Here is a 26,305-nt window from a genome sequence, read left to right on the forward strand (position 1 = left end):
GTATCACAGCCCTCCTCTTCTTTGGTGCCACTCAGCCTCTCAACAAACCTCAGCTAGGCAAAAATATACTTCTAAAAGTCAGCAGGCTTAATTTCATATGTCACTATGCCGAAGCCAGATAACGTGCTAGAGCTGGATGGTTAGAGGTCGTATCCGCCATTTCCCCCCTTTCCAAACCTACTTAAACCAAACTCCCCCAAATTCTGCCAAAGTGCCAAACTGTCACAGGATAAAAGCAAACAATCATCCCAAAAACAGGCCTATTATTTGGTTGCAAATGAAACCCTCGCCCTATTCTTTATGGCGCAGTAGGATAAGTCATCCGCCTGCAAGTGCAGCGCGGCACTAAGGAACAGAGTAATCAGAAGACGCTATGACTACACAGCAGTTTGACGACCTGAATGTCGTCTCCCAGGAAGTTCTGATCAGCCCGGAGATGCTGAAAGCAGAACTCCCCATTAGCGATGCCGCCGAAGAGACCGTCGCCAAGGGGCGCGCCGGTGTGCGTGATATCCTCGATCGCAAAGACCACCGCTTGATGGTTGTCATCGGGCCCTGCTCCGTTCACGATGTGGACGCAGCAATGGATTATGCCAAGCGCCTGAAGACAGTGGCAGATAAGGTTTCCGATACCCTGCTGATAGTAATGCGTGTCTATTTTGAGAAGCCGCGCACCACGGTTGGTTGGAAGGGCTTGATCAACGATCCCCATCTAAACGATTCTTTCAAAATAGAGGAAGGCCTGCATATCGGCCGCAAACTACTCTTGGATGTTGCCGAGCTGGGACTGCCCACCGCTACCGAGGCGTTGGACCCAATCTCTCCCCAGTACCTGCAAGACCTGATCTCCTGGTCGGCCATTGGCGCGCGCACCACTGAATCCCAGACACACCGTGAAATGGCCAGCGGCCTATCCTCTGCCGTAGGCTTTAAGAACGGTACCGACGGCGGCTTGGAAGTGGCGATTAATGCCCTGCAGTCCGTCGCCAATCCCCACCGATTCCTGGGTATCAATAAGCAGGGCCAAGTGGCCATTATTCACACTTCCGGCAACTCTTATGGCCACGTGGTGCTGCGTGGAGGTAATGACAAGCCAAATTACGATTCGGTCAGTGTCGCCATGTGTGAACAGGAACTGCGAAGCGCCGGAATAACCCCCAATATCATGGTCGACTGCAGCCACGCCAACTCCAATAAGAACCACGAGCTACAGCCTCTGGTGGTGGATAATGTGACTCACCAGATTCTTGATGGCAACCAATCGATTATTGGCATTATGGTGGAGAGCAACCTGAAAGCCGGTAACCAAAAGATACCCGCCAATTTGGATGACTTGGAATACGGTGTCTCTGTCACCGACAAGTGTATTGATTGGGAAACCACAGAGTCTCTATTATTGGGGATGGCCCAACAATTGCGCGAACCTCTTAAGGGGCGAACACTCCAAGCTTGACATTCTTCGGGGGTTAATAGCCCCCTTTCTCTTATTTGGCGGAAATTTATTCCTAACATCAGCTGCCAATCCCATCCTGTATCCATAAATTGTCCTCAGGTATCTATTAACCATCTGAAACCCACCGTAAAGCTGACAACAGGGCACAGTGAGAGTATTCTCCTCACTGCAAAAACGTCCATAGGAAGTAATTTTCCCATACTTTTCCAGATATGCAGGATGGATAACCAGTATATGTCGGGATTCCGTATAAAGGTTTTAGGATAGAAGCAGAGAAATGGAACTGCCGTCTAATAAAATAATTACTTACATATTGGGTGGTTTTGTACTGATATGGCTATTTGTGAGCCTTAGCTTCGCTCTGGATTCTGGTTCAACTTTCTCCTGGATCGCCACTTCAATACTATGCCTTCTCGCCATAATCACATTTTCTTTCAAAAAGAATCACTTCATTGATTTTGATAGCAAACAATATATATCCAAAAACCAGATACTGTGGCACAACTGGACTGAAGAAAAGCCCCTCACGATTTTTAAGGGCTTTAAAATAATTTCTTACAACCACCCTTCCAAAGAGAACAAGAGCAATCAAAACAGCTTCCAAGTGGTATTGTTATTCAAATATGCAAGCTCTAATGAGGGCATTACCGTGAAGAGTTTCCGCCACCTAGAAGAGGCACAAAATTCCCTTTTTGAACTGGCAAATAGAACAGGACTCCCAGCAATAGCCTAAAAGCAACCCACAAGATACTCATTCATCCCTAATGGAACTCTGCAAAGCATCATTATAAAAAACACTTCACATCCGCCCTTTAAAGCTGGGAACCCATTAGAAGGATTCTTAAACTAATCATTGTCTTTTTTATTTCGATATTTCACACCCCAAAAATTAACACCCTCACCAGTATGATGAAATCTACTTTAGAATCTTTGTAATAAGATATATCTGCACTAACCATTGTGGGCAAGATCAGTGAAGATGCTACCCGGAAATACTCCCCACCTCATCAAAGTAAGGGGAATGATTAAAGTTTCATGCCTATATCAATCAATGTGGAGCAAAGACCCCAAGGACATCATATGGATAAGACTGCAGATTTTCCCACTTGGCCATATAAGAAACTTGGAAGTTTGTGATGAAGGTACTGCGAGGGGAAACCATAGCGGCACCCCATATCCAGTTGTGTTTTTCCCCGCTGGGCTGGAGACTCTAAAAGATGTCTCATGTCCAAATGCTGGCACAACTATCTGGCATTCCCCCAAAGACAGTAAAACCTGAACAAAAGACCATTTTTTCAAGCGCCCTGAATTTTGGTGAAATTGAAGTCGAGAAAGAACTTAGTAAGGGTGATCGAGTAGAACTTTACTTGGCTCTGGTTATTGATAGCGAAGGGCGAGGAGAAATTAGTGGAATTTGCCAACTGCTGCTGGCAAGCCTGCATGCCGCTGTAACCGGCAATCAATGCCACACCAATCACAAGCTTCTTTTATCTTAACAACAAAGCAACCAAAGCCTTGAGACCACCTACATCAATAATTCTTAAAAAACCTGAGAATACTCTTGGGGATTGGCCATGATCCCCCGCTGCAAAACCTGAAAATAACGTGTAAGCAAGATTACTCATCAGATCCTTGAATCCTTCACCAGCTTGACTAGCGGGATCTTAAATTCACAACATGATCAGTGTTCAGCACTTTACCCATGAAAAGTTCGCGTTTCTAAGAAAGGTCAGCCCCATCAATAGCTTATCAAGGCATTAACCTGTATGAACTGCCAGCTAGGCAAACGCCTTATCAGAGTAAAAATTCTAAAAAACAACTCAAAACAAAACCTTTATATCGCAAGCTTTCCCCAGGTGAGACTTTTTACTAGTTAGGCAGGTAAAACTTAACAATCATTATCACTAGCCAAATACCCGACGAATAACCCTAATAAATCTTTTTTTGTCAATTAAGCATCCAAGTAGAACTTAAATCCCACAGGAACATCTCCATTTAGCGCGACTTCTGCACCCCAGGAAAATATCAGAAAATTTTACTATTGGTTAATTTTTATTTATTTCGTTGAAGTCTTTAAAACCCATGGTGAAGCAACCGAAACTTCCAACAGAGCACATTGGGACACAACACACATTTGAGTAGACTTGTTGCCAAGTTGGAGAAGGAGAAAATGTTATGCGATATTTATTTTCAATGATCTTATTGTTCTCTCTTGCGGGATATGGTGTAGCCCAAGAGCGTCTCGCTCAGCTACCTGCCGGCGCTTCACCAGTGCAAATACTGGGTAAAACTTACTATCAGAGTGGTAATACGTTCTATGCATTTAGCGAGCAGGGTCGTTATTTCTACCCGGTAAATCCGCCCACCCGTATCCGTTCGTATGAGCAACCGAGAAATATGTATTTGCGTGATACTCGTCCTCGCTATTATTCGCGTGGCACGCCTAGCTACTACTGGCGCGGTACACCTAACTACTATTGGCGCGGTACTATGCCTCGTAACTACGGCCTAACTCGCGACCAAATTGAAGGTTGTATGAATTTCGCGGCAGACAGGGCTAATGCCAACCATGCGAACGGTGGTAAGGTTTATATCCGCGAATACAATCAGTGCATCAGTAATTATCGCTAACAAAGCAAGACAACTGATGACGCATTAACAGGAAACTTGAAGGGGCCGCAAGGCCCCTTTTTTTATTGATATCGAATGCCTGAAATAGAAACGTCACCTTATTTTCATTCTCGGCAGAATAAGCCTGAGCAAAAGGTTTGTATCTTTCTGCCTCTATCAGGCATTTTTCTCTCTCTACACTTTCTTTCTCTACACTTTCTTTAAACTATGCTTGCCCTGCCTAATAACCCAAATCTTGCCGACCATAAGACTGGAGAGCACTATGTCCGCCAATCATAAAGCGACGTCTAAAAAGTTACTCGAACTATGGGGGGACAACACTCCCCATGAGGCCTCAAACTATTTATCTGCCAATTACAAAAATCACCAAATGCCAGATGCTTCCAGAGGAACCTCCGCTAAATCTCTCAAAGAATGGCAGGATTTAGTGACAGAATTCCACAAGGGATTTTCCGATGTGAAGATGGAGATTTTACTCCAGGTCGAGGAAGGCGACTATGTATGCACCCGTTGGCGAATTACAGCCACCCATACTGGCAAGTTCATGCAATACGATCCCACTGGCAAAACTAGTAGCTGGACAGGTATCCATACTGATCGGTACGAAGGCGGGAAAATGGTGGAAAGCTGGGTTGATTGGGATAAGTACACATTTCTGGAAGAGCTCGGGCTGATCGGCTAATCACCAACAATAAAGCCCCAAACCTGGAATGAAGATTGGATCGGGGCTTTAATCAAACATCGATTTCATCTCATGACGAGCAACACTCAACTGCCATGACAAACATTCTTGTAACCGGGTTTGAACCCTTTGGCCATACCCCAGTCAATCCGGCAGAATCTGTAATGCGGGTGCTCGACGGCACCCGTATCGGTAATGCTGAAATCTGCGGACTGCTCGTACCAAATAACTTCTTCGAAAGCATTGATGTTGTGACCGCTGCAATAGGAGAGCTTCATCCACAAATTGTGATAATGCTCGGAGAATATGCAGGCCGTGCGATTATTACGGTTGAGAGAATCGCACAAAACTTAAATGACTCAACCCGCTACCAACTGAAGGATAACCGCGGAGTGGAAATGCAGGGTGAGCCCACCATCCCTAATGGCCCTGTTGCCTATCGCAGCAACCTCCCCCTTCGAGCTATGGTGAAAGCAATGCGCAATGCCGGCGTTCCGGCAGACATTTCAGACACCGCCGCCACCTTCTGTTGCAATCACCTGATGTACGGAGTACTTCACTACATTATTACCAATCAGTTGGACATTCGCGCAGGCTGGATACATCTTCCTCAATTACCGCAAGTAGCTGCACTGGCAGAAAATATTGGCACCCCCAGTATGTCCAGAGAGACAGCCGCCCTCGGGGTGCATGCCGCTATAGAAGCCGCGTTGGGACATACTGAGGATATAGATGAACCCATTCTATCCAAGCCGCAGATTTAAAGTTCCTTAATCTCAACCAATCCCGATTCCAGACCCAAATATTTGTAAATACAGCAACAAAGAATAGGCGGCTCTAGCGGCCAGCATTGATCAACCGGCGATCATATCAATTAAGGCTCAAGCCCACCTATCCCTTGTCAATCCCCCCTCGCCAACCCACCCCTCACCAACCTATGGCTCGGCGCCTCTTATAACTTGCCTTATCCAGCAGCTATAATCGCTCCCCATGTCAGAGTTACCTATTTATTCCGCCCTACCCGAGTTACTGCAAAGCCTGAATGAGCACAACAATGTGGTGCTGCAGGCTCCACCTGGTGCCGGCAAGACCACCGTTGTTCCTATTGCCTTGCTCGACACGGACTGGCTGGGCCAACGCAATATCATTCTGTTGGAGCCCCGCCGCCTGGCTGCTCGCACTGCTGCGGCAAGAATGGCTGCCCAGCTTGGAGAGAAGCTGGGGGAAACTGTGGGTTACCAAGTACGCGGGGAACGCCGCCTAGGTGAGAAAACCCGAATCCTGGTTGTTACCGAGGGAATTCTTACCCGACTTTTGCAGTCCGACCCGGAGCTGTCAGAAACCTCGCTGGTTATTTTTGATGAATTTCATGAGCGCAGCCTGCAGGCCGACCTGTCCCTGGCGCTGTGCCTGCAATCCCAGGAATATCTGCGTGAAGATTTGAAGCTGCTGGTGATGTCAGCAACCCTGGAAACCAAGGCCGTAGCCAGGGTGCTCGGCGGTGCGCCAGTGGTCAGTAGTGAGGGGCGCAGCTTCCCCGTACATATCGATTACCTTGACCAGCGGGAGGAGCCAGAAGATCACCGCTCTATGCCCGCGCTTATGAGCCGCAAGATTCTCGAAGCACTACGCAAAGAGGCAGGCAGTGTGCTCGCATTTCTTCCAGGAGTGGCGGAGATTCGCAAGGTGGAGGAGCTACTGCGCGATCAACTCGCTTCTGCGAGTGATCTCGTTCCAGATGCCATTGTTATCGCCCCACTCTATGGAGATTTGAGTCGAGAACAGCAGGATCAGGCCATCTCTCCGACCGCCTCCGGTCAACGCAAAGTGGTACTGGCAACCAATGTGGCAGAGACCAGCCTGACCATTGAAGGGATTCGCATCGTTGTGGATTCCGGTTTAATGCGGGAGTCCCGCTTCGATCCCAACAGCGGTATGAATCGCCTGGAGACCTGCCGAATTTCCCAGGCCTCTGCCACCCAGCGCAGCGGCCGCGCCGGACGCCTCAGCGAAGGGCACTGCCTGCGCCTGTGGAGTGAGGGACGCCAGCGCAGTCTCAGTGGCAAGACCACTCCGGAGATTTTACGCAGTGATTTGGCCCCGCTAGCACTGGAACTGGCCCAGTGGGGAGTCAGTGATCCCACCGACCTGTGCTGGCTGGACCTTCCCCCCGCTGGCCCGTTGGCTCAAGCCCAGGCACTTTTACAACAACTGGGCGCCCTCTACCAAGACCTCAGGATTACTCAACACGGCAGCGCCATGCTTACCCTTGGCTGCCACCCGCGCCTCGCCCGCATGATGCTTCGCAGCCTCGATTGGCGGCTATTGCAGCAGGCCTGCCTGCTGGCAGCTTTGCTATCGGAGCGGGATATCTTCCGGGGTGAAGCGCGCTGGGACAGAGATATCAGCAAGCGTATCGAGGTACTACAAGGCCTTGCCAAAGGCCAAAGTGTCGATCGCGGTGCGGTGCAGCGAATCCGCCAGCAGGCCAAAACCTGGCAGGCTCAATTACAGAATTTCGAAGCGCAAGAGCCACAAAATAGCGAAAGTATTGACCAAGCCGACGCGATAGGAGCGCTACTGGGGCTTGCCTACCCCGATAGGATCGCAAAAAACCGCAACGACAGAGGCCGCCGCTTCCTGCTCTGTAGCGGCCGAGGGGCACACTTCTCCCACGATGATGCCCTAGCGCTGAGCGACTTCCTCGTCATTGCCGAACTAGATGGCCAGGGGCGCGATGCGCGAATACAGCTAGCCGCTCAAATTTCAGAGGGTGCGATACACCGCTGCTTTGCTGACCAAATTGAACGAAGTACTGCTATTCGCTGGGACGATACGGCCGGGCGCGCAGAGGCCCTGGAGCAGGTCACACTAGGCAAACTAGTGTTGCAACAACAAGTCGCCAAAGATATTCCAGCAGAATTATTGAGCCGGGCACTACTCGATGCTATTCGCCAAAAAGGGCTTTCTCTATTGCCCTGGAGTAAAGAAGCCCTGCAATTTCGCGCACGCGTGGAATTTTTGCGAACAGAGGAAAGCAGTAAATCTCTACTGGGAGGCACTCCGCTACCCGACTGGAGTGATGATGCGCTGTTGCAGGAACTTGAGAACTGGCTATTACCGCACCTACATGGCTTCAATAAGTTGGAGCAGCTCAAGCAGCTGGACCTACTCAATATTCTTCGTGCACAACTCGACTGGGCCCATATTCAGCAGATCGATGAGCTGGCACCCAGCCACTACAACGTCCCCAGCGGCTCGCGCATCGACATCGACTACGAGGCATCCCCGCCAATCCTGGCCGTGCGCCTACAGGAACTCTTTGGCCTGGCACAGACTCCGGCAATCTTGCACGGGCGCTACCCACTGATGATTCACCTGCTCTCCCCGGCTCGTCGCCCGGTACAGATCACCCGAGACCTGGCTAATTTTTGGGCAAGCACCTACGAAGAGGTCAAAAAAGAATTGCGTATCAAATACCAGAAGCACTACTGGCCAGATGACCCACGCACTGCGATCGCCACCAACAAGACCAAAAAAAGAATGGACAACCCCAGGGGCCCCTAAGCCACAAAGCAGGCTTATAAACCCCTGTTAAGTAGGTATTCAGCAATCACCCACTAAGTTGCAGCAATTTAAGTTGGCATTTGCCAACGGGGAACAATATCTGTACTTTTCTGCCAATAAGTCATTAACAGACATAACATCTAAACTTATCCATACATTTAGTTGGAGAACGACCTTGCACCGGAAGTTAGCGTTACTTTTCAGTCCACTACTCTTTCTCGGCTGTAGTGATGATTTACCCGACATCATTATCCCCGCAAATATCGATTACGATCAGGAAATGCGCCTGTTTGTGGCGGATATCAGCGAGTATGCAAAGGGCCTTGACCGCGACTTTATTATCGTCCCGCAAAACGGTATTGAGCTGATCACCACCAATACAAGGACCAATGGCCCGGTAGATGACGCCTATGTGAACGCCACCGATGGTATCGCCCAGGAGGCGGTCTTCTTTGGGCAGAACGGTAAGGTAGACCAGCCCACCAGCGAAACTGAAAGCAAGCGCCTGCAGGACTATCTCAACTTGGCCAAGGAGAAAGGCCGTGAAATCCTGGTGACCGATTACGCCTATAGCGAAGACAAGGTTAAAGAGTCTTACGAGGAGAACGAGAAAGCCGGCTACGTCTCCTTCGCCGCCGACAATACGCTTCTGAACAATATTCCTTCCTACCCGGAAAAACCTTTCAATGTGAACAATGACGACATTGATAAGCTGGAAGAGGTCAAAAATTTCCTCAATATCACCAATACTACGGACTTCTCCACACCCCAGGAATTCGTGGACGAGTTATCCGAAACCGACTACGACCTGCTGATCATCGACTTATTCTTTAAGGATAACCAGCCTTATACCGAAGAGCAGATCAAGCAATTAAAAAAGAAGAGCAACGGCAGACGTCGCCTGTTGATGGCCTATGTCAATATTGGCATGGCCCAGAGTAACCGCTACTACTGGCAAGACTCTTGGCCCACCAATCCACCGGCCTGGCTGCTAGATGAAATTGATCGATCGGGCAACTATTACGTGGAGTACTGGAAAGCCGGCTGGCAGGACATTATCTATGGCAACAACAGCTCCTATATCTTCAAGATCGTAGATGCGGGTTTCGATGGTGCTTATATGGATGGCGTCGACGTATTTGAGTATTTCGATTCCCTCGAAACTGAAGAATAAACGTAAACCTCCACCCATCAACTGGATGGGTGGAGATTGGAAATCAAGCCGGCTGGGCGTCCTTGTACTGAGTCACATACTGGGACAAGCGGCCGGACATCTCTTCCGCCAGCTTCTGCAGGGCGTTGAGGGGACGTATCATCACCTCAAACTCCACGATCTTGCCATTCTCATCAAAGCGAATGATATCCAGCCCTTTAAGGCTCTTGTCACCGATGCTGGCCTTAAACTCCAATGCCAGATCGCGGCCTGACTCCGTGGAGAAGCTGCGATCGTATTCAAAGCTTTCAAATACCTGCATTACCGTATTGAGGATCAGGCAGACTGCTGCAGCGCTGTGGTAAGGCTTAAAGAACGCCGGTGAGCGGAAAACCGCATCCTCCGCAACGATCGTGGGCAGCCGACTGAGGTCCCGCTCCGCAACCATCTCGTGCCACAGAGCGATTGACTCCGCTATTGGATTATTGGTATTGCTCATTGAGCATCTCCTGTTCAAGCATGTGTTTTTGTAAAAACTCCCGGCCATCGGCACGACCGAGCTCATAAGTCTTTTGCGCCAATTCGGGATTGGTGTAATCCCAAACACTGATAAAGGGCGGCTGCGAGGGTTGCACATAGGTCCACAGCTGCTCCCCATGACGACTGGTAAAGCAGTTTGGATAGCGGGGATAGCAGCGGCTGAGCAGTATCAACACCCGGCCCGTCCCACTGTCCAGCCCAGCTACCGGGATATTGTCCACCACCCCACCATCGAGAACGGGAGCGCCGGACCGGCGCAAACGCGGCGTGAACGGCGGCGTGCAGGACGAGCAGAGAATGAGCTCCACCAACTCCTCAACACTCTGGCAATCCTGTGCACGATAGAAGTTCTGTTTAAAACCAAGGCCCAGGGCTATCTTCGGGTGCAGACTGCGCAGCAAATGCTTATCGGTGTAATAGGCCAATGCGCCAACACCAAATGCCAGCCCGGCAGGTAAAAGGCGCGGGGGGTGGACAATACCAATTTGCAGATCGGCGGCCGCACGCAATGGCTGCATACCATCGCGAAACAGCTCCAACATGGCATTGCGAAAAATCCCATACTGTGGAAACACCCGCTCTTTCTTTACCAGGTTGCCCCAATAAGCATTCTTACGATTGGCGGCAAAAGCCGACCAGAAGTGCTCCCGGCCCTCTTCAATTCGCCCCATCAGGATCAGGCTTGCCATCAGCCCGCCAGCGGATACCGCAGTTACCCGCCTCGGCGACAGCCCGATTTCACCGGCAACAGACTCCCAAAATCCGATTTGCCAGGTACAGCGCCCGCCACCACCGGCAAAAACAACCTGATCAAACATGCGTCCCTTTCCTGTTCAATAGGCTAATCACTCTCCCAAACCTACAGCCAGCCTTCACTAAGGATTTAGCAATATGGAATTAATATGCAACTAATTGCATAAGCTAATAGAATCAGCGGGTTAGTGCAACCAGAGGATTCCCAACCCCAATCTTGCAAAGCCTATGTGACAGGCAGGCATAAACGCCCATCCACTATGTCTGGCTACCACTATGTCTAGCTACCTAGTGCCAGCAGGAAAATATCTCAGAGTGCAACCAAGTCATTGTCGTGAATGGCGCCCTCCCTAAGCCTTCCCAGTAATGCCCTGCCATCGGCGCGGCCGATTTCCAGAGTCTCCATAACCGCTTCCGGATTGGTGAAATCCCACACTTTAATCGGCAGTGGTTTAGAGGGTTGAACATAGGTCCAGAGCTGGGCGCCCCGGCGTTGGGTAAAGCAATCGGGAAAATTACGGAAACGATTGGTGAGCAGAATCAGAACCCTGCCCTCTGCAGTATCCAAGCCTCCAACCGGGACATTGTCCACGATACCCCCATCGAGAATTTCCCTGCCATTGAGCTGGAGCCTTGGAGTAAATGGGGGAGTGCAGGAAGAACTTAGGATTAGGTGCTCCAGTTCATCCATATTGCTGCAATCCTGGGCACGGTAAAAAGTCTGACGAAACCCAAGCTTGGTCGCTGCCATGGAATGAAGATTGCGGGGAAAGCCTTTGTCGGCATAATAAATTACCGCGCCAAAGGTCAGAGCCAGGGGGCCGTACATCCAGGAGGGCGGATGGCTGACTGCCAAGCGCAATTCCGCCACCCCCTGCAAGGCCTGTGGGCCATTATCGAACAGCTGCCGAATTCCATCGCGGCAAATAGCATATTGAGGAAAAACCGCCTCCTGCCTGAAAAAATTGCCCCAATAAATATTTTTGCGATTGGCGCTGAATACCGAGCGGACATAATCTACGGCCTCCTGCTCTCTACCTATCAATAGCAAACCCGCAACCAAACCACCCGCCGATACGGCACTCACCACTCTGGGAGATAACTGGATTTCATCAACCACAGATTCCCAAAAACCAATCTGCCAGATACAGCGGCCACCACCGCCGGCAAAGACTACCTGATCAAACATTAGCAAGCTCCCTTTCACTACCTAGCCGCCCTTCCCGAGCTGGCCCTTACCCAATTCCCCCATTAAAAAATATTGCCTGTAGTAACTCTCTATTCCAGAGCGTAGAGATGCAGAAGCGCAAAATTACTTCTCTTGTATCCCAGTGTAAAAACCGCGCTCCGCTAGCATATTTTGTAAAAATAAGCGGCCATCTCGGCGTCCAATTTCATAGGTGCGAACAATCCCTTCAGGGTTAGTAAAATCCCAAACACTGATGGGGGGCGGCTCTGAGGGCTGCACATAAGTCCAGAGTTGTTTTCCCATAGGCTGGGTAAACCAGTCGGGAAATCCCCGGTAGCGACGGGTCAGTAAAATTAGCACCCGCCCCTCCCCCGGATCGATTCCGTCAATCGGTACATTGTCCACCACCCCGCCATCCAAAGCCCGCCTCCCGCCCAGGCTCAACCTTGGAGTAAAGGGTGGGGTGCAAGATGAGCTCAAAATCAATCGCTCAAATTCATCAACATCGGCACAGTCCTGGGCCCGAAAAAAATCCTGTGTGTACCCCAGACGGCGCGCCACTTTGGGGTGCATTTTGTGCAGTAAATATTTGTTGGAATAATAAATCGCCCCGCCAACGGCCAAGGCCAGCGACGCCGGCAGCCAGCCGGGCGGTCGCGATACGGCGACGCGGAGCTCGGCCGCAGATTTCAATTTTTTAAACCGATCACTAAAAAGCTCTCTAATCCCCTCCCTGTAGATTTCATAGTGAGGAAAAACCGGCTCCTTCCCTAATAGGTTTCCCCAATACACATTGCGGCGATTCGCACTGAAAACTGAGGAAAAATAGTCTACAGAAGCGGTTGCTCTACCAATCAATATCAGACCCGCGATCATGGCTCCTGCGGAAACCCCGGTTAGCACTCTCGGTTTGAGCTTTATCTGATCGGCGATCACTTCCCAAAATCCAATTTGCCAGGTACAGCGGCCACCCCCACCGGCAAACACCACCTGGTCGAACATGCCCTAATTTCTCCGCCTGGCAACTATCCGGCCTTTCACTTGGCACTTCCCTCGGGAGAGTGTGCCGCGAGGAACGCTTCCCCATCGGCATAACCCGCATCAAAGGCCTGCCATAACCCCCGGGGGTTGGAGAAATCCCAAACACTGACTGGCAGGGGCCGACTGGGTTGCACATAGGTCCACAGCTGCTCGCCCTTCTGACAGGTGAAGCAGCTCGGGTATTGCGGATAATTGCGAGTTAACAGGATCAGCACCCGGCTTGGCCCCGGATCGAGTCCGGCTACCGGCACGCTATCCACAATGCCGCCATCCAGTACTTCGGCTCCCCGGTGTTGTTGACGAGGCGTAAAAGGCGGTGTGCAGGAGGACGAGAGGATCAGCTTTTGCAGTTCAACGACATTGCTACAGTCACGCACCGAGTAAAATGACTGCCGATAGCCGAGACGCCTGGCCGTATTCGGGTGCAGTGCACGGGTGAGGAAGGTATCCGAGTAATCAATGCCCGCTCCAATAATCAGGGCCAGAGGGCCATTCAACCACTGAGGGGAGTGACTGACAGCTATACGCAGCTCAGTAGCGGCTCTTAGGCGCTCAAAGCCGCCTTCAAACAGTCTGCGCATGCCATTGCGATAGATATGGTGGTGGGGGAAAAGCGGACCTTTGCGAAAGAGATTTCCCCAATGGATATTGCCACCGTTCTCTTCGAAAACCTCCGCGAAGTACTCCACCGCATCCAGGGACTTGCCCATTAAAATCAAACTGGAAACCATGGCGCCCGCTGAGACAGCGCTCACGATCTTTGGCCTGAGCCGGACCCGATCCGCGACAGACTCCCAAAACCCGATCTGCCAGGTACAACGCACTCCACCACCGGCAAATACCACTTGATCGAACATAGAACTCTTTCCCGGCTTGCCCGCTGCAACCTGTGGAACAAAACCCCAACAACACGCCATCCGCCTCCTCTGAGGGTGGATACCTAACTCGGCGATACGTCTTAAGAGGATCTTTAAAATATATACGGGACGGGCAAAATCTGGAGGCGGCGAACGCGCCTTAAATCGCAAAGAGAACAGGGGTGACATCACCGGGAATATTGATATGCCACTTTCAAGTACAGACCAATGAATTTCAGGCCACGCTGTTCAGAAAACGTGATCAGGGATGACTAATAAGTATCACGAGGCTCAATCCGTAATGAGAAAATGGTTACTCTAACTATGCTCAAGACCTAGTGGTTGCCAGTTTGCGTCAAGCCAGTTTTACGTCAATCAGACATCTATGAAAATCACACATATAAGTTTCTTCTAAACAATTCCAGAGGTTAGAAACGGTCTACATATATTTTAAGTCAACTCTAAATTGTACAATATGTAACACCACCCTTGCCGCTGATATCGAACCGATGCTTGAACCTTCTGCGCTTTAAATCATCTCCCATCTCACTCAAATAAGGGCCGGGGGGAAGATGCCGAGAACTTTCTTCTATCACTTACCCAAAAATTCAGGAGTTTTCTCTTTATTTTTATTTTCAGAGCGGGCGCTAAAACTCTACTTTCTCAGGAAACCCTACTTTATCAAGCAGGTCAATCTTTCCGGGAGAAATTGACCAACACAATTAAAATGCCCTAAAGAAAGGGGCTGGGGTAAACGGGAAAAGGCCAGTATCAAACTGAATAAATTTTAAAGGCACCCAATTAGGAAACCACCCATACAGTACACCCCGTAACATTTATACCACGCAATTTAATCAAATACTTTCACTCCCACTTACTCACCAGCAATATACTATCGATTATTTCTTCAGTCTTAACAGGCTTTCCTTGTCCCCTTTTACGCTGCCCATTCGCCTGGCGCTGAGTCTTCAAGGTACTCCCTATCTCCACCTGAAATAAGAGCAAAAAAAAGGCGAGCCTTAGAAGGCTGGCTCTTTTTACTTTCAACAAAGTATTAAAACTCAAACAATAGTAATATTTTCAGCTTGTGGACCTTTCTGTCCCTGGGTAACCGTAAACTCAACCTCCTGGCCTTCCATTAAGGTTCTAAATCCAGAGTTTACAATTGCACTAGAATGAGCAAAAACATCTGGGCCAGATTGCTGGGCGATAAAGCCGAAGCCTTTGGATTCATCGAACCACTTCACGGTTCCCTTAACTACATTTGACATAATCATACCCTAAAAATAAATATATTAATGCCTACGAGAGGCTTATACTGCATGAAAAATAAGACTGAAACTTAGATACTGCAGGACGAGCTGTTACGGATAAAACAGCGAAATGTAGAATTTAAACAAGAGACTTCCTTTCTAGCTGAAACACACCATATAGAAACCACCAAGAAATATCCACTTAATTTTTACCGGCTTGAGCAACTTCACTAGCAGCACAACACCCCACACACCCTAGCAAAATAACATCGGAAAACAATAATTAACCAGAAGGTTGAATAAAGAGCTCAATCAAAATTTAGCACTTAATTATTCACGTTCTTCTTTAGGGTTTTCCCTAGGGGCGACCATCAAAAATAAAATGGTAAGTCCAGCAGTAGCAGAAAAAATAGAGGCTAGAAAAATTCCCACTTTAACACTGTCAATTAGATCCTTATCAAATGCAATATTTGCAATAAACAATGCCAAAGTGAAGCCTATTCCAGCAAGCAAACTACCCCCTGCCAGTAACCTCCAGTTAAGACCTGGGGGGTGAATCGCTATGTGAAACCGTATGGCCAGCCAACTAAACAGTAGAATACCAACCGGCTTGCCAAGTACAAAGCCTAAAAATACAGCCAGAGTTACCGAACCATCAAGCTCAGTTAAGGATAGTGACAACCCCGCATTGGCAAATGCGAACAAAGGCATGATGACAAACCCCACCCAAGGGTGTAGCAGAATCACTAACCGTTCGGCTGGCGACAAAGTTTCGCGTGCAGCAATTTCAGCCATCTGCAAAGTGTGTCGATCCTTAGTGACTCCACTACTTTCAGTGCGTGTTGGGTGCGCAATAACTTGCCCCAATATCGCATATAATCGCTTATTGCTGACCCAGCGTCGTGCTGGGGTCATGAGTCCAAGTACAACACCCGTAATGGCAGCGTGTAACCCCGATGCATCCACTGCGAGCCATATGATCACACCCATGAATATATAAAGCGGAAAGCCACGAAAACCGATTTTTGACATAGCGCGTATAATCGCTAAACCAAGCACGGCCCACACTAACGGCCACCAATCTATGCTGTGGCTACTATAGCCAATGGCGATGACTAAAATGGCTCCAATATCATCAACAATGGCCAAAGACAGCATAAAGACTCGTAAGCTTTTAGGGGCACGCGAACCAAGTATTGCCAAGCACCCAATTACAAACACCGTGTCAGTTGCCATAACGGTGCCCCAGCCATCCTGACCGGGCTGACCAAATTGCAACGCCAAATATATCGTCGCAGGGACGATCATACCGCCTAGAGCAGCCGCTATAGATAGCGCAGCCACACGAGGTTTGTTCAATTCACCAAGAACCAACTCCCGCTTGAGCTCCAGTGCGACAAGAAAGAAAAACAACACCATCAAACCATCGTTAATCCACTCTCGCAGAGAGCGCGCAAGCTTGAATGATCCAACCTGAAAGACAGCTTGTATTTCCCAGAAGTGTTCGAAGGAATTGGCCCAAGGTGAATTAGATAGAACGAGTGCGGCAAGAGTAAACAACAGGAGAATTGCTGCTCCAGCAGCATCAATGCGCAAGAAACGCACGAAGGGGCTTTTCAGGAGATCGACAAACTCCCTCGGCAGTCGGGTGGCTTCTGTATTTTTTTGTTTATTTGCAGCCATTCGTTAATGAACGCACCTATTAACAAGTAAGATGAGAAATATTATGTTTTACCCTTGATTTGACATCACCTCTCCCTTAAAAGAAATTGAGATTTTTAACAAAACCCCGTGGTATCTCATCACATCTCTCCACTCTTTATTCCGTACTCGCAAGTACTAACTGGGTGAGCGTCCCCAAAATGGAATTTAAACTGTTTTCTGTGCTGGGTGGTTGAATTACTAGAAATGCTTACATGGAGAGTACGACCTCAAATAATAACTGCCATTTTTTTATGCGGCAGCCAAAACATCTCTTTAATCATAAGTAGTTCAGTGAGTTTAAGCGCTCCATGAATTACTACTCGCCTAATATCTAATATTCCACTGCTTCTCTACAGAACCTGCCCGCTCACTCTTCACTTGACTGAAGCCCGTCGCCTTCAAAAAGTATTGCCCGATGAGACCTTTAGCGGCCTAACTGCCCTTGCGCCAATCATGTAAATGCAGAAAGACTAGCAATGTAAGGGGAGAAGCGAACGCACCCCCAGACAAAAAGAGGAGTGTGAGCAACCGCCATGGCTGAGATATCCGCCAGAAACAAAAAAGGCGAAGTAATACTTCGCCTTTTTAATACACACCAGATGATAAAGAGAAAAAAACCTAACCTTTAGTAATAAGCCTGGGACTTATCAGTGTGATCGGTAATATCCTTAACACCAGCAAGCTCGGGGATTTTTTCTTTCAGGGTTTTCTCAACGCCCTCTTTTAACGTCATATCCACCATACCGCAGCCCTGGCAGCCGCCACCGAACTTCAAAATAGCAAACTTATCCTCTGTGACCTCTACCAGGCTCACCTGGCCACCGTGAGCCGCCAGGCTGGGGTTTACCTCATTGAAGAGCACATAGTTGATACGGTCTTCAATAGGGCTATCATCGGTGATCTTGGGCATGCGTGAGTTGGGCGCACGGATAGTGAGCTGGCCACCCATTTTATCGGAGGAGTAGTCAACTCGGGCATCATCCAGATATGGCACGCTGCGGCCTTCGAAGTAGGCCTTGAGACCGTTCATCTCTATCACCACATCCTCTGGCTCCTCCTCACCGGGGCGACAGTAGGCAATGCAGGTTTCGGCACTGGGTGTACCGGGATTGGAGACAAACATACGAATCGCGATTCCCTCGCAGTCCTGCTTGGCCAGCAGCTCTTTCAGGTACTCCTGCGCGGATTCGGTGATGGTGACATTCAGTTCTGACATAAGCCTTCTCAAATAACCGAGCTTCTTTGTCGGGTATTTTACTCTCAGAAACGCTTGAGTGAAACCGGTGTGTTTTTCGGGAGGCGACAGCCCTTAACAGCCCCCTCCCGAGGACAGCTTAAATGGGAATCATTCCCATCAGGGTTTGCGCGACATCCTCCGAGGAAGCCGGGTTCTGACCGGTGACCAACTGGCCATCCACAACCACATAGGGTGCCCAATCGTCTTCACTGGAATAGTTGCCACCGCGATCTTTGAGCATATCCTCCACCAGGAAAGGCACCACATCCACCAGTCCCACCGCTTCCTCCTCGGAGTTGCTAAAGCCGGTGACACTCTTGCCGGAAACCAGAGGATGTCCATCTTTGCGCCGGGTGTGACGAAACACGGCTGGGGCATGACACACGGCTCCTACCGGCTTCTCCTTCCCGTAAAACGCTTCAATCAGGGCAATGGAGTCCTTGTCCTCTGCAAGATCCCACAGGGGACCGTGACCTCCGGGATAGAAAACCGCATCGAAGTCCGACGCTTTCACATCCGCAAGCTTGCCGGTATTGGCCAGCGCCTGCTGTGCTTCAGGGTCCTGGCGAAAACGCCGGGTGGCGTCGGTCTGGGAGTCCGGCTCGTCACTTTTTGGGTCCAGTGGCGGCTGCCCTCCCTTGGGGGAAACCAGGGTAACTTCCGCCCCGGCATCCTTGAAGGCGTAGTAAGGCGCGGCAAACTCCTCTAGCCAAAAACCGGTTTTCTTGCCGGTATCGCCCAACTTATCGTGTGATGTCAAAACCACTAATATTTTCATCGGCGACCTCCCTGGTGCCCTTTAAATTATAAATTTCCGCTGTCAATCATCGGTACCCAAGCGCACCACAACCTTGCCAAAATTTTCCCCCTTTAACAGCCCTATCAGGGCTCGTGGCGCCTTTTCCAAACCCTCGACCAAATCTTCGCGGTATTTGATCTTGCCCTCATTAACCCATCGGCTCAAACCGGTAATAAAATCACCGAAACGCTCATATTGATCAAAAATAATGAACCCTTGAATTTTCAGGCGTTTCGTCAGGATTTCACGCATTAATAGGCTCAGGCGATCCGGGCCTTCAGGCAGGGAGGTGGCATTATAGTGCGCGACTAGCCCACACACGGGAATCCGGGCAAAGTCATTGAGAAGTGGTAAAACCGCATCAAATACGTCTCCCCCCACATTCTCGAAATAAATATCTACACCGTCCGGACAGGCCTCCTCCAGTTGCTCGGGAAACTCTTCGGCGCGGTGATTGAGGCAAATATCAAAACCCAGCTCCTCCACCGCGTAGCGGCATTTTTCTGCTCCGCCGGCGATACCAACTACCCGGCATCCTTTTATTTTGCCAATCTGCCCCACGGTGGAACCCACCGGCCCGGTGGCCGCGGCGACAACCAAGGTATCTCCTGCCTGGGGCTGGCCAATATCCAGCAGCCCGAAATAGGCGGTGATGCCCGGCATGCCCAAAACCCCAAGGGCATAGGAAGGATGACTGGGATTTTTACCCAAATTGATCAACCCCTCACCATCGGAGACCGCATAGTCCTGCCAGCCGCAGTAACCCAGCACCCAGTCGCCCTCCTCGAACCCATCCAGATGTGACTCAAGCACCCGGCTCACTGTGCCCCCCACCATAACGCCACCCAGGGGTACCGGCTCTGCGTAGGACTTGGCATCACTCATACGGCCGCGCATATAGGGGTCCAGGGAGAGAAATACGGTACGCAACAACACCTCACCACGAGCGGGCTCGGGTAACCCCAACTCCTCAATACTGAAATTATCTTCGCTTGGTGCTCCTTCGGGCCGGGATGCCAAGACTACCCGGCGGTTCTTATCCTTTGATTGCACGATTTTTTCTCCTTCCTAGAGCCAACCTTCCAATTGATGCAGCTGATACAGCCTTCAGTACCATTAGCAAAGCAGGCGCTCTCCTGGGTTTTTATGTCTACTGAAGGCCAAACTATAGATAGAAATTGCACGCCCTTAGTGAAAAATTACCGGTTATTGTGTCGTGGTAGTTTTTATCCATGAATTTAGCCCCTGATGGCAAGTTTCCTTGTGCTAAGATTGATGCCTTTCCCGCCATCGACAAATAAGGATTGGTCAATGTCTGCGCTGTCCCGCAATCAACGTCTGCAGCAACTCAAAGCCGCGCTCACTCAGCGCATCCTGATACTGGACGGCGCTATGGGAACCATGATCCAGCGGGAAAAATTACAGGAGGAAGATTACCGCGGCACCCGCTTTGCCGACTTCCACCAGGACCTTAAAGGCAATAACGATCTGCTAAGCATTACCCGCCCAAAGTTGATCGAACAAATCCACCGGCAATATCTGGAAGCCGGCGCCGATATTATCGAAACCAATACTTTTAATGCGACCGAGCTGTCCCAGTCTGATTACGACATGGAACATTTGGTGGTGGAGCTGAACCGCACCTCAGCGGAACTGGCTCGCCTTGCGGCAGACGCCCTCTCCACTCCAGAGCGCCCCCGCTGGGTGGCCGGTGTGATCGGCCCTACCTCGCGTACCGCGAGTATTTCCCCGGACGTCAACGACCCGGGTGCGCGCAATGTGACTTTCAACGAGCTGGTACACAACTATGTGGAAGCCGGCCGCGCCCTGGTTGAGGGCGGCAGTGACCTGATCTTGATCGAAACAATCTTCGACACGCTCAATGCCAAGGCGGCCATCTACGCCATGCAGCAGCTGTTTGAAGAGCTGGGCTTCGAATTGCCGATTATGGTCTCCGGCACTATTACCGATGCTTCTGGGCGCACTCTTTCCGGCCAAACCACCGAGGCGTTCTATTATTCCATCGCCCACGCCAAACCCATTTCCGTTGGCCTCAACTGCGCCCTGGGCGCCACCGAGCTGCGCCCCTATGTAGAGGCTTTATCCGGTGCCTGTGCCACTTATGTTTCTGCCCACCCCAATGCCGGGCTGCCCAATGAATTTGGCGAGTACGACGAAACCCCGGAGCAAACCGCTGCGATTGTGGCCGAGTTTGCCCGCAGTGGCTTTATCAATATTCTCGGTGGTTGCTGCGGAACCACGCCGGAACATATTCGCGCCATTGCCGAAGCGGTATCCGATATCCCTCCGCGCCAACTGCCCGAGGTCAAACCGGCTTTGCGTCTGTCCGGCCTGGAGCCTTTTGTCGCCGATGAGACCGCCCTCTTCGTTAATGTAGGCGAACGCTGTAATGTCACCGGTTCCGCCCACTTCAAGCGACTGATTCTGGAGGAGGACTACGATACCGCCCTGCAGGTCGCCGCGGCCCAGGTAGAAGATGGCGCGCAGGTAATTGATTTCAATATGGATGAGGCGATGCTCGATGCGCACGCCGCCATGCGCCGTTTCCTCAATCTCGCTGCCACCGAACCCGATATTGCCAAAGTGCCTTTTATGGTGGACTCGTCCAAGTGGGAGGTAATTGAGGCAGGCCTGCAGTGCATTCAGGGCAAACCCATTGTGAACTCTATCAGCCTCAAGGAAGGCAAAGAGGAGTTTATCGAGAAAGCGCAACTGTGCCTGCGCTACGGCGCCGCCGTAGTGGTGATGGCCTTTGATGAGCAGGGCCAGGCGGATACTTTTGAACGCAAAATCGAAATCTGTAAGCGCAGCTACGACGTTCTGGTAAAGGAAGTCGGCTTCAACCCCAGCGACATTATTTTCGACCCCAATATTTTCGCTGTCGCCACCGGCATAGAAGAACACAACAATTACGCGGTGGACTTCATCCAAGCCTGCCGTTGGATTCGTAAGAATCTGCCGGGTGCTCAGATCAGCGGTGGTGTTTCAAACGTCTCCTTCTCCTTCCGCGGCAACAACCCGGTGCGCGAGGCCATCCACTCCGTATTCCTATTCCACGCAATCAAAGCCGGCCTAAATATGGGCATCGTCAACGCCGGCCAACTGGCGGTCTATGACGAGCTTCCGGAAGAGCTGCGGGAAAAAGTGGAAGACGTCATCCTCAACCGCAATGCCGAAGCCACCGAGGCCCTGCTGGATATCGCCCCCAAGTACATGGGCGAAGGCGGCGGCACCGCACGCAAAGAAGACTTGAGCTGGCGCGAGCTACCGATCAACGAGCGCCTGGCGCACTCCCTGGTAAAAGGGATCAACAATTTTATCGAGGAAGATACTGAAGAGGCCCGCGCCAATAGCACTCGCCCCTTGGATGTGATCGAAGGTCCGCTGATGGACGGCATGAATATCGTTGGCGACTTGTTTGGCGAGGGCAAGATGTTCCTGCCCCAGGTGGTGAAATCCGCGCGGGTTATGAAGCAGGCGGTCGCCTATCTGCAACCATTTATCGAAGCGGAAAAAACCGAGGACAGCCGACCCAACGGACGTATCCTGATGGCCACGGTAAAAGGCGATGTACACGATATCGGCAAGAATATCGTGGGGGTAGTGCTGGCCTGTAACAATTATGAGGTGATCGACCTCGGCGTCATGGTGGCCGCAGAAACTATCCTGCAAACTGCCCGGGAAAAGAATTGCGACATTATCGGCCTATCCGGTTTGATCACCCCCTCCCTCGATGAGATGGTGCATGTCGCCGCGGAAATGGAACGCCAGAAATTCGATATTCCACTGCTGATTGGTGGTGCCACCACTTCCAAGGCACACACCGCGGTGAAAATTGACCCTCAATTCAACCGCAACCAGGTGGTCTATGTGGCCGATGCCTCCCGCGCCGTAGGTGTGGCCAGCAGCTTAATTTCCGATGAACTGCGCCCCGCCTTTGTTGAAAAGGTCCGCGCCGAGTACGAAAAGGTGCGCACCCGCACCGCCAATAGAAAGCGCAACGACACCCGCCTTACCTATGCGGAAGCCCGCGATAGCGCACCACAGTTCGACTGGCAGAATTACCAGCCCGTCAAGCCCAAAAAACTGGGCATCACAGTGATCGATGATTTTCCCCTGGAAAACCTGCTCGACACTCTGGATTGGACACCGTTCTTTTTATCCTGGGATCTGGCGGGTAAATACCCGGCAATCCTCAAGGACAAAGTGGTTGGTGAGGCAGCCAGCGATCTCTACCACAATGCCCAGCGCCTGCTGAAAGAGATGATTGCCAAGAAGCAGCTGCGTGCCCGCGCCGTATTCGGCCTATGGCCCGCCAACAGTGTTGGCGACGATATCATCGTGTATAAAGATGAGGAGCGCAGCGACGAGCTGGCGCGTCTGCACCATATTCGCCAGCAGGTACACAAGCTGGGCGGGGACGGTCTGTGCCGCTCTTTGGCGGATTTTGTCGCCCCACTGGATTCCGGTTACCTCGATTATGTCGGCGGCTTCGCAGTGACCACCGGCATCGGTGCCGACGAACTGGCACAGAGTTACGAAGCCAAACACGACGACTACAACGCGATTATGGTAAAGGCCCTGGCGGACCGGCTGGCGGAATCTTTTGCAGAAACCCTGCACCGCCAGGTGCGCAAGGAATATTGGGGCTATGCGGCCGATGAAGAACTGAGCAATGAACAGCTGATCAAAGAAGCCTACCAGGGTATCCGCCCTGCGCCCGGTTATCCCGCCTGTCCGGACCATTCGGAAAAGGCTACGCTGTTCAAACTATTGAATGCCGAAGAAAATGCCGGGGTCAGCCTGACCGAACACTTCGCCATGATGCCGGCGGCCGCGGTGAGCGGCTGGTACTTCGCTCACCCCCAGGCCAAATACTTCAACGTCGGCAAAATCGGCCGGGACCAATTGCAAAGCCTGGCCAAGCGGAAAGGTATCAGCGAACAGGAACTGGAGCGCTGGCTGCGCCCCAATCTCGAGGAGTGAGCCCATGCAGGAAAATAATAAAAAACAAACCGTAAAGCCACGCTTTGGCCAGATAGTGCTCAGCACCCTGGCCGCCGCCATTGGCGTGCAAAGCAACAAAAACCGTAAAAAGGATTTTCGCAGCGGCAATATGACCCACTATGTTGTCGCCGGAATTATTTTCACCGCGTTGTTTGTTTTGTCCCTGGCTCTGATCGTAGAGACAGTACTTAACAACATGGGCTGAGTCCCCGTCTTTGCCGAAAGCGGGCATCCGGCCCGCTACATCACGCATTCTCCGCACAAATACTTACCGAACCGGGTGGTTAACTCCACAGGGAAGTTTTGCTATGGAACTTTTATGAGTCTTAAAGAAGGATTACCCGGTACGGCTCAGCTCCGGGTTGGGGCTATTAATCGGGACTATTAATTAGCGGATGAATAGCGGATCAGCGGGTGGAAACCCAGAAAATACAAGTGGCGACAAAGATGGCGACGAGAGCCACAGCGGCGATGGCATCTACAAAATTGTCTTCTTCAGGGGTAACAGCTACTTCTTCATTCATCGAATTTCTCCGATTACGCATTATTGTTATTCAAAGTAGGTGGGCCGCAAGTAGCGGCTGATCAAGTAGAGCAAATTGAGTCTGCAGTTGCAAGGCGGTCTAGGGTTGGATCGTAGACTCATCCAATCATATCAATCAGACCCACCTCACCCATTATCTCATGACCTTTATTAGTCACGGTTATTACTCAGGTGATTAAAGACTCCCTCTCTGCCGGCATTAACCGTATTCGCAGGCGCGCCGGCAATCTGTTCACAGCTCAGTGCGTTGCGGCGTTTGCCCCAGGCATCAAAGCTGTAAACCGGCTTGTTGCCAGCAGTATCTTTGGCAACCAGACCCTTGCTATCGGTAATGACATCCAGGGAACCCTGCAAGTCTTTGTGTAAATACTGGGTGCTGGTACTGGTGATTTCATCCGATGCATTCAGCTCGACACGCTCGATAGCAATGCCTGCGATATTGCGGCGATAGAAGCTCTTGCTAGTGGCACCGGAGGTACTGCGCTCGATCACTTTCTCTACGCTGCCAATCTGCAGGGTGGTCACAGTGCCTTTGCCATTGTCGTCTACGCGCTTGTAACGGCTGCGGTCCGGGCCGTAAGTGAAGCGTGTATCGTGGCTGCCCTTAGTGACCAGGCTAGGTTTATCAAAGACGGGGTAGTCCTGCGTACGGCTGCCCGAGTCGCTACTCATGTTGCCGTTGTTGTCGTAGTGATAGCTGGTATTACCGGCTTTGGTTACCGCATGGGGGCGTGGGCCATTGTATTCATAGCTACCAACGCTAGTTTTATAGGTGATATTGCCGGCATCATCGTAGCGAACCTCTTGAGTGACAGTTTGACTGCCGGCTTGATAGAGGCGCCCATAGCGCTGGCGGTTGAGGCCGTCGTACTCAAAACGTTCCTGCAGTTCCTTACGGTGGCTACCATCGCCACTGAGGTCGATTTTCAAAAGTATTATGATGTTCCTCAGGCACAAGACCTGGCACTGAACTCGGTCAGGGTGATATACACTAAAAAAAACGGCAGATTACTCTGCCGGAGTTCATGAAGAATTACCCAGCTAGATAGAAAGTTTATTTTGGAGTCAATAATTTACTCTGACCTTAATTATTTCTATATATGGCGTCAATATTTTACTCTGACCCCAATATTTCATTGTTTCTACTAAACTTGGATAGTCCTTTTATTTAGCGCTTCGAGAAATAGAGCGCACTGCAAGTGCGTTCTATTTTTAATTGCTAAATTTAAGCTCCTCGATACTGATCAATGAGTGCTTTGATATTTTTTTTAAGTACAGCTTCGATATCTCCACCAGCACCACCCATCGATAAATCACTATCCGCGTGAGCTTTAAATTTAATAATGCCTGTTTCGGAGTCTTTAACAGTCAATACGGATTCAACGCCACCCTTCCCAGCACCAAAGCCAATAGCCCAGCGTAATGCTCGATTTCCATATTGAACATTCACATCAAGATCTACTAGTAACGTTTTGCCTTCAGCCTCACTTGAAGACTTGACAATTTGATAATTGCTTTCTCTGGCGTACTCCTCAAGTTTTTCACGAGAATATACTTCCCAACCCTTTAGTTTTTCTTGCAAGATGGAATTATTTTTGGCCGATCTTTCTTTTGAATACACCCTTACATCTTCTATTTGTATGTTCTTGTAGCCTTCAAAGCTTTGAGAATGAACATCTGTTTTAACATGCGCAACACCACATCCACCTAAAAGGGATAGCGTCATCATGAGAAAAAATAATCTTGGTGCTTTGTAATGCTTCATTCACTTTCCTTAATTTGAGTTTAAAATCTAACGCCTTTCGCACAGGCAGGCAAACTGTAAGTTTGATTGTCCAGTCGCGAGTCGGCAATTGTGCCACAACATGTATAGT

General features: G+C 50.4%; 23 protein-coding genes. 10 read left to right on the top strand and 13 right to left on the bottom strand.

Features of this window, described 5'->3' with window-relative positions; genetic code table 11:
- Positions 1-373 precede the first annotated feature (373 nt).
- The 3 genes from LC073_RS13300 (at position 374) to LC073_RS13310 (ending at position 2,949) form a co-directional block, all read left to right on the top strand.
- A complete protein-coding gene (locus LC073_RS13300) occupies positions 374-1,453 on the top strand; it encodes a 3-deoxy-7-phosphoheptulonate synthase (protein ID WP_226647734.1) in 1,080 nt (359 codons plus the stop codon).
- A gap of 277 nt (positions 1,454-1,730) precedes the next feature.
- Entirely contained in the window at positions 1,731-2,186 is a 456-nt protein-coding gene (locus tag LC073_RS13305; RefSeq protein ID WP_226647735.1) for a hypothetical protein, read from the top strand.
- Positions 2,187-2,670: 484 nt separating this feature from the next.
- On the top strand, positions 2,671-2,949 hold the full coding sequence (locus LC073_RS13310; RefSeq protein WP_226647736.1) for a hypothetical protein: 279 nt from the start codon (positions 2,671-2,673) through the stop codon (positions 2,947-2,949).
- Here LC073_RS13310 and LC073_RS13315 read toward each other — a convergent pair.
- Positions 2,941-3,078 (bottom strand): hypothetical protein, encoded by a 138-nt coding sequence (locus LC073_RS13315; protein ID WP_226647737.1) that lies wholly within the window; start codon positions 3,076-3,078, stop codon positions 2,941-2,943. The genes LC073_RS13310 and LC073_RS13315 overlap by 9 nt on opposite strands.
- Before the next feature lie 550 nt (positions 3,079-3,628).
- Here LC073_RS13315 and LC073_RS13320 point away from each other — a divergent pair.
- The 5 genes from LC073_RS13320 (at position 3,629) to LC073_RS13340 (ending at position 9,507) form a co-directional block, all read left to right on the top strand.
- On the top strand, positions 3,629-4,084 hold the full coding sequence (locus LC073_RS13320) for a hypothetical protein (protein ID WP_226647738.1): 456 nt from the start codon (positions 3,629-3,631) through the stop codon (positions 4,082-4,084).
- A 262-nt stretch (positions 4,085-4,346) separates the two neighbouring features.
- Positions 4,347-4,766 carry an ester cyclase gene (locus tag LC073_RS13325; protein WP_226647739.1) on the top strand — a complete coding sequence of 140 codons (420 nt, stop codon included), beginning with the start codon at positions 4,347-4,349 and terminating at the stop codon, positions 4,764-4,766.
- A gap of 95 nt (positions 4,767-4,861) precedes the next feature.
- A complete protein-coding gene (gene pcp / locus LC073_RS13330) occupies positions 4,862-5,530 on the top strand; it encodes a pyroglutamyl-peptidase I (RefSeq protein WP_226647740.1) in 669 nt (222 codons plus the stop codon).
- Between the two features lie 226 nt (positions 5,531-5,756).
- Positions 5,757-8,333: an ATP-dependent helicase HrpB gene (hrpB, locus tag LC073_RS13335; RefSeq protein WP_226647741.1), complete on the top strand. Its 2,577-nt coding sequence runs from the start codon at positions 5,757-5,759 to the stop codon at positions 8,331-8,333.
- Between the two features lie 175 nt (positions 8,334-8,508).
- The gene (locus tag LC073_RS13340) at positions 8,509-9,507 is read left to right on the top strand and encodes an endo alpha-1,4 polygalactosaminidase (RefSeq protein ID WP_226647742.1); all 999 of its coding nucleotides are present in this window, start codon (positions 8,509-8,511) and stop codon (positions 9,505-9,507) included.
- Between the two features lie 43 nt (positions 9,508-9,550).
- Here LC073_RS13340 and LC073_RS13345 read toward each other — a convergent pair whose 3' ends face one another.
- The 10 genes from LC073_RS13345 to LC073_RS13390 form a co-directional block, all read right to left on the bottom strand.
- The gene (locus LC073_RS13345) at positions 9,551-9,985 is read right to left on the bottom strand and encodes a nuclear transport factor 2 family protein (RefSeq protein WP_226647743.1); all 435 of its coding nucleotides are present in this window, start codon (positions 9,983-9,985) and stop codon (positions 9,551-9,553) included.
- A complete protein-coding gene (locus LC073_RS13350) occupies positions 9,969-10,844 on the bottom strand; it encodes a patatin-like phospholipase family protein (protein WP_226647744.1) in 876 nt (291 codons plus the stop codon). Before LC073_RS13350 ends, LC073_RS13345 begins: the two co-directional genes overlap by 17 nt.
- 245 nt (positions 10,845-11,089) lie before the next feature.
- Positions 11,090-11,968, bottom strand: a complete 879-nt coding sequence (locus LC073_RS13355; protein WP_226647745.1) for a patatin-like phospholipase family protein — start codon at positions 11,966-11,968, stop codon at positions 11,090-11,092.
- Positions 11,969-12,091: 123 nt separating this feature from the next.
- Positions 12,092-12,970 (bottom strand): patatin-like phospholipase family protein, encoded by an 879-nt coding sequence (locus LC073_RS13360; protein WP_226647746.1) that lies wholly within the window; start codon positions 12,968-12,970, stop codon positions 12,092-12,094.
- Positions 12,971-13,005: 35 nt separating this feature from the next.
- Positions 13,006-13,866 carry a patatin-like phospholipase family protein gene (locus LC073_RS13365; protein ID WP_226647747.1) on the bottom strand — a complete coding sequence of 287 codons (861 nt, stop codon included), beginning with the start codon at positions 13,864-13,866 and terminating at the stop codon, positions 13,006-13,008.
- 1,061 nt (positions 13,867-14,927) lie between these two features.
- The gene (locus LC073_RS13370) at positions 14,928-15,143 is read right to left on the bottom strand and encodes a cold-shock protein (RefSeq protein WP_264190571.1); all 216 of its coding nucleotides are present in this window, start codon (positions 15,141-15,143) and stop codon (positions 14,928-14,930) included.
- A gap of 306 nt (positions 15,144-15,449) precedes the next feature.
- Positions 15,450-16,802 (bottom strand): Na+/H+ antiporter NhaA, encoded by a 1,353-nt coding sequence (nhaA, locus tag LC073_RS13375; protein ID WP_226647749.1) that lies wholly within the window; start codon positions 16,800-16,802, stop codon positions 15,450-15,452.
- Between the two features lie 646 nt (positions 16,803-17,448).
- Entirely contained in the window at positions 17,449-18,039 is a 591-nt protein-coding gene (gene nfuA, locus LC073_RS13380) for a Fe-S biogenesis protein NfuA (protein ID WP_226647750.1), read from the bottom strand.
- A gap of 118 nt (positions 18,040-18,157) precedes the next feature.
- Positions 18,158-18,838 (bottom strand): type 1 glutamine amidotransferase domain-containing protein, encoded by a 681-nt coding sequence (locus tag LC073_RS13385; RefSeq protein WP_226647751.1) that lies wholly within the window; start codon positions 18,836-18,838, stop codon positions 18,158-18,160.
- A 42-nt stretch (positions 18,839-18,880) separates the two neighbouring features.
- On the bottom strand, positions 18,881-19,912 hold the full coding sequence (locus LC073_RS13390) for an NADP-dependent oxidoreductase (protein ID WP_319004730.1): 1,032 nt from the start codon (positions 19,910-19,912) through the stop codon (positions 18,881-18,883).
- Positions 19,913-20,170: 258 nt separating this feature from the next.
- On the opposite strand from LC073_RS13390, the gene metH reads away from it, so the two are divergent.
- Positions 20,171-23,866 (top strand): methionine synthase, encoded by a 3,696-nt coding sequence (metH, locus tag LC073_RS13395; protein WP_226647752.1) that lies wholly within the window; start codon positions 20,171-20,173, stop codon positions 23,864-23,866.
- Between the two features lie 4 nt (positions 23,867-23,870).
- A complete protein-coding gene (locus tag LC073_RS13400) occupies positions 23,871-24,092 on the top strand; it encodes a DUF2970 domain-containing protein (protein WP_226647753.1) in 222 nt (73 codons plus the stop codon).
- A 489-nt stretch (positions 24,093-24,581) separates the two neighbouring features.
- Here the strand turns inward: LC073_RS13400 and LC073_RS13405 are convergent, their stop codons facing one another.
- Positions 24,582-25,361, bottom strand: a complete 780-nt coding sequence (locus LC073_RS13405; RefSeq protein ID WP_226647754.1) for a hypothetical protein — start codon at positions 25,359-25,361, stop codon at positions 24,582-24,584.
- 295 nt (positions 25,362-25,656) lie between these two features.
- Positions 25,657-26,196, bottom strand: a complete 540-nt coding sequence (locus tag LC073_RS13410; RefSeq protein WP_226647755.1) for a hypothetical protein — start codon at positions 26,194-26,196, stop codon at positions 25,657-25,659.
- Positions 26,197-26,305 lie beyond the last annotated feature (109 nt).

It is taken from the genome of Microbulbifer variabilis (genome assembly GCF_020524905.1).
Classification (GTDB): domain Bacteria; phylum Pseudomonadota; class Gammaproteobacteria; order Pseudomonadales; family Cellvibrionaceae; genus Microbulbifer; species Microbulbifer variabilis_A.

Excerpts from the sequence above, each read along its gene's own strand:
- LC073_RS13315 (WP_226647737.1), bottom strand. The coding sequence starts at position 3,078 with ATGAGTAATCTTGCTTACACGTTATTTTCAGGTTTTGCAGCGGGGGAT.
- LC073_RS13310 (WP_226647736.1), top strand. The coding sequence starts at position 2,671 with ATGTCTCATGTCCAAATGCTGGCACAACTATCTGGCATTCCCCCAAAG.
- LC073_RS13400 (WP_226647753.1), top strand. The coding sequence starts at position 23,871 with ATGCAGGAAAATAATAAAAAACAAACCGTAAAGCCACGCTTTGGCCAG.
- LC073_RS13325 (WP_226647739.1), top strand. The coding sequence starts at position 4,347 with ATGTCCGCCAATCATAAAGCGACGTCTAAAAAGTTACTCGAACTATGG.
- LC073_RS13360 (WP_226647746.1), bottom strand. The coding sequence starts at position 12,970 with ATGTTCGACCAGGTGGTGTTTGCCGGTGGGGGTGGCCGCTGTACCTGG.
- pcp (WP_226647740.1), top strand. The coding sequence starts at position 4,862 with ATGACAAACATTCTTGTAACCGGGTTTGAACCCTTTGGCCATACCCCA.
- metH (WP_226647752.1), top strand. The coding sequence starts at position 20,171 with ATGTCTGCGCTGTCCCGCAATCAACGTCTGCAGCAACTCAAAGCCGCG.
- nfuA (WP_226647750.1), bottom strand. The coding sequence starts at position 18,039 with ATGTCAGAACTGAATGTCACCATCACCGAATCCGCGCAGGAGTACCTG.
- LC073_RS13345 (WP_226647743.1), bottom strand. The coding sequence starts at position 9,985 with ATGAGCAATACCAATAATCCAATAGCGGAGTCAATCGCTCTGTGGCAC.
- LC073_RS13305 (WP_226647735.1), top strand. The coding sequence starts at position 1,731 with ATGGAACTGCCGTCTAATAAAATAATTACTTACATATTGGGTGGTTTT.
- LC073_RS13385 (WP_226647751.1), bottom strand. The coding sequence starts at position 18,838 with ATGAAAATATTAGTGGTTTTGACATCACACGATAAGTTGGGCGATACC.
- LC073_RS13370 (WP_264190571.1), bottom strand. The coding sequence starts at position 15,143 with ATGATTATGTCAAATGTAGTTAAGGGAACCGTGAAGTGGTTCGATGAA.
- LC073_RS13365 (WP_226647747.1), bottom strand. The coding sequence starts at position 13,866 with ATGTTCGATCAAGTGGTATTTGCCGGTGGTGGAGTGCGTTGTACCTGG.
- LC073_RS13410 (WP_226647755.1), bottom strand. The coding sequence starts at position 26,196 with ATGAAGCATTACAAAGCACCAAGATTATTTTTTCTCATGATGACGCTA.
- LC073_RS13350 (WP_226647744.1), bottom strand. The coding sequence starts at position 10,844 with ATGTTTGATCAGGTTGTTTTTGCCGGTGGTGGCGGGCGCTGTACCTGG.
- LC073_RS13300 (WP_226647734.1), top strand. The coding sequence starts at position 374 with ATGACTACACAGCAGTTTGACGACCTGAATGTCGTCTCCCAGGAAGTT.
- hrpB (WP_226647741.1), top strand. The coding sequence starts at position 5,757 with ATGTCAGAGTTACCTATTTATTCCGCCCTACCCGAGTTACTGCAAAGC.
- LC073_RS13320 (WP_226647738.1), top strand. The coding sequence starts at position 3,629 with ATGCGATATTTATTTTCAATGATCTTATTGTTCTCTCTTGCGGGATAT.
- LC073_RS13355 (WP_226647745.1), bottom strand. The coding sequence starts at position 11,968 with ATGTTTGATCAGGTAGTCTTTGCCGGCGGTGGTGGCCGCTGTATCTGG.
- nhaA (WP_226647749.1), bottom strand. The coding sequence starts at position 16,802 with ATGGCTGCAAATAAACAAAAAAATACAGAAGCCACCCGACTGCCGAGG.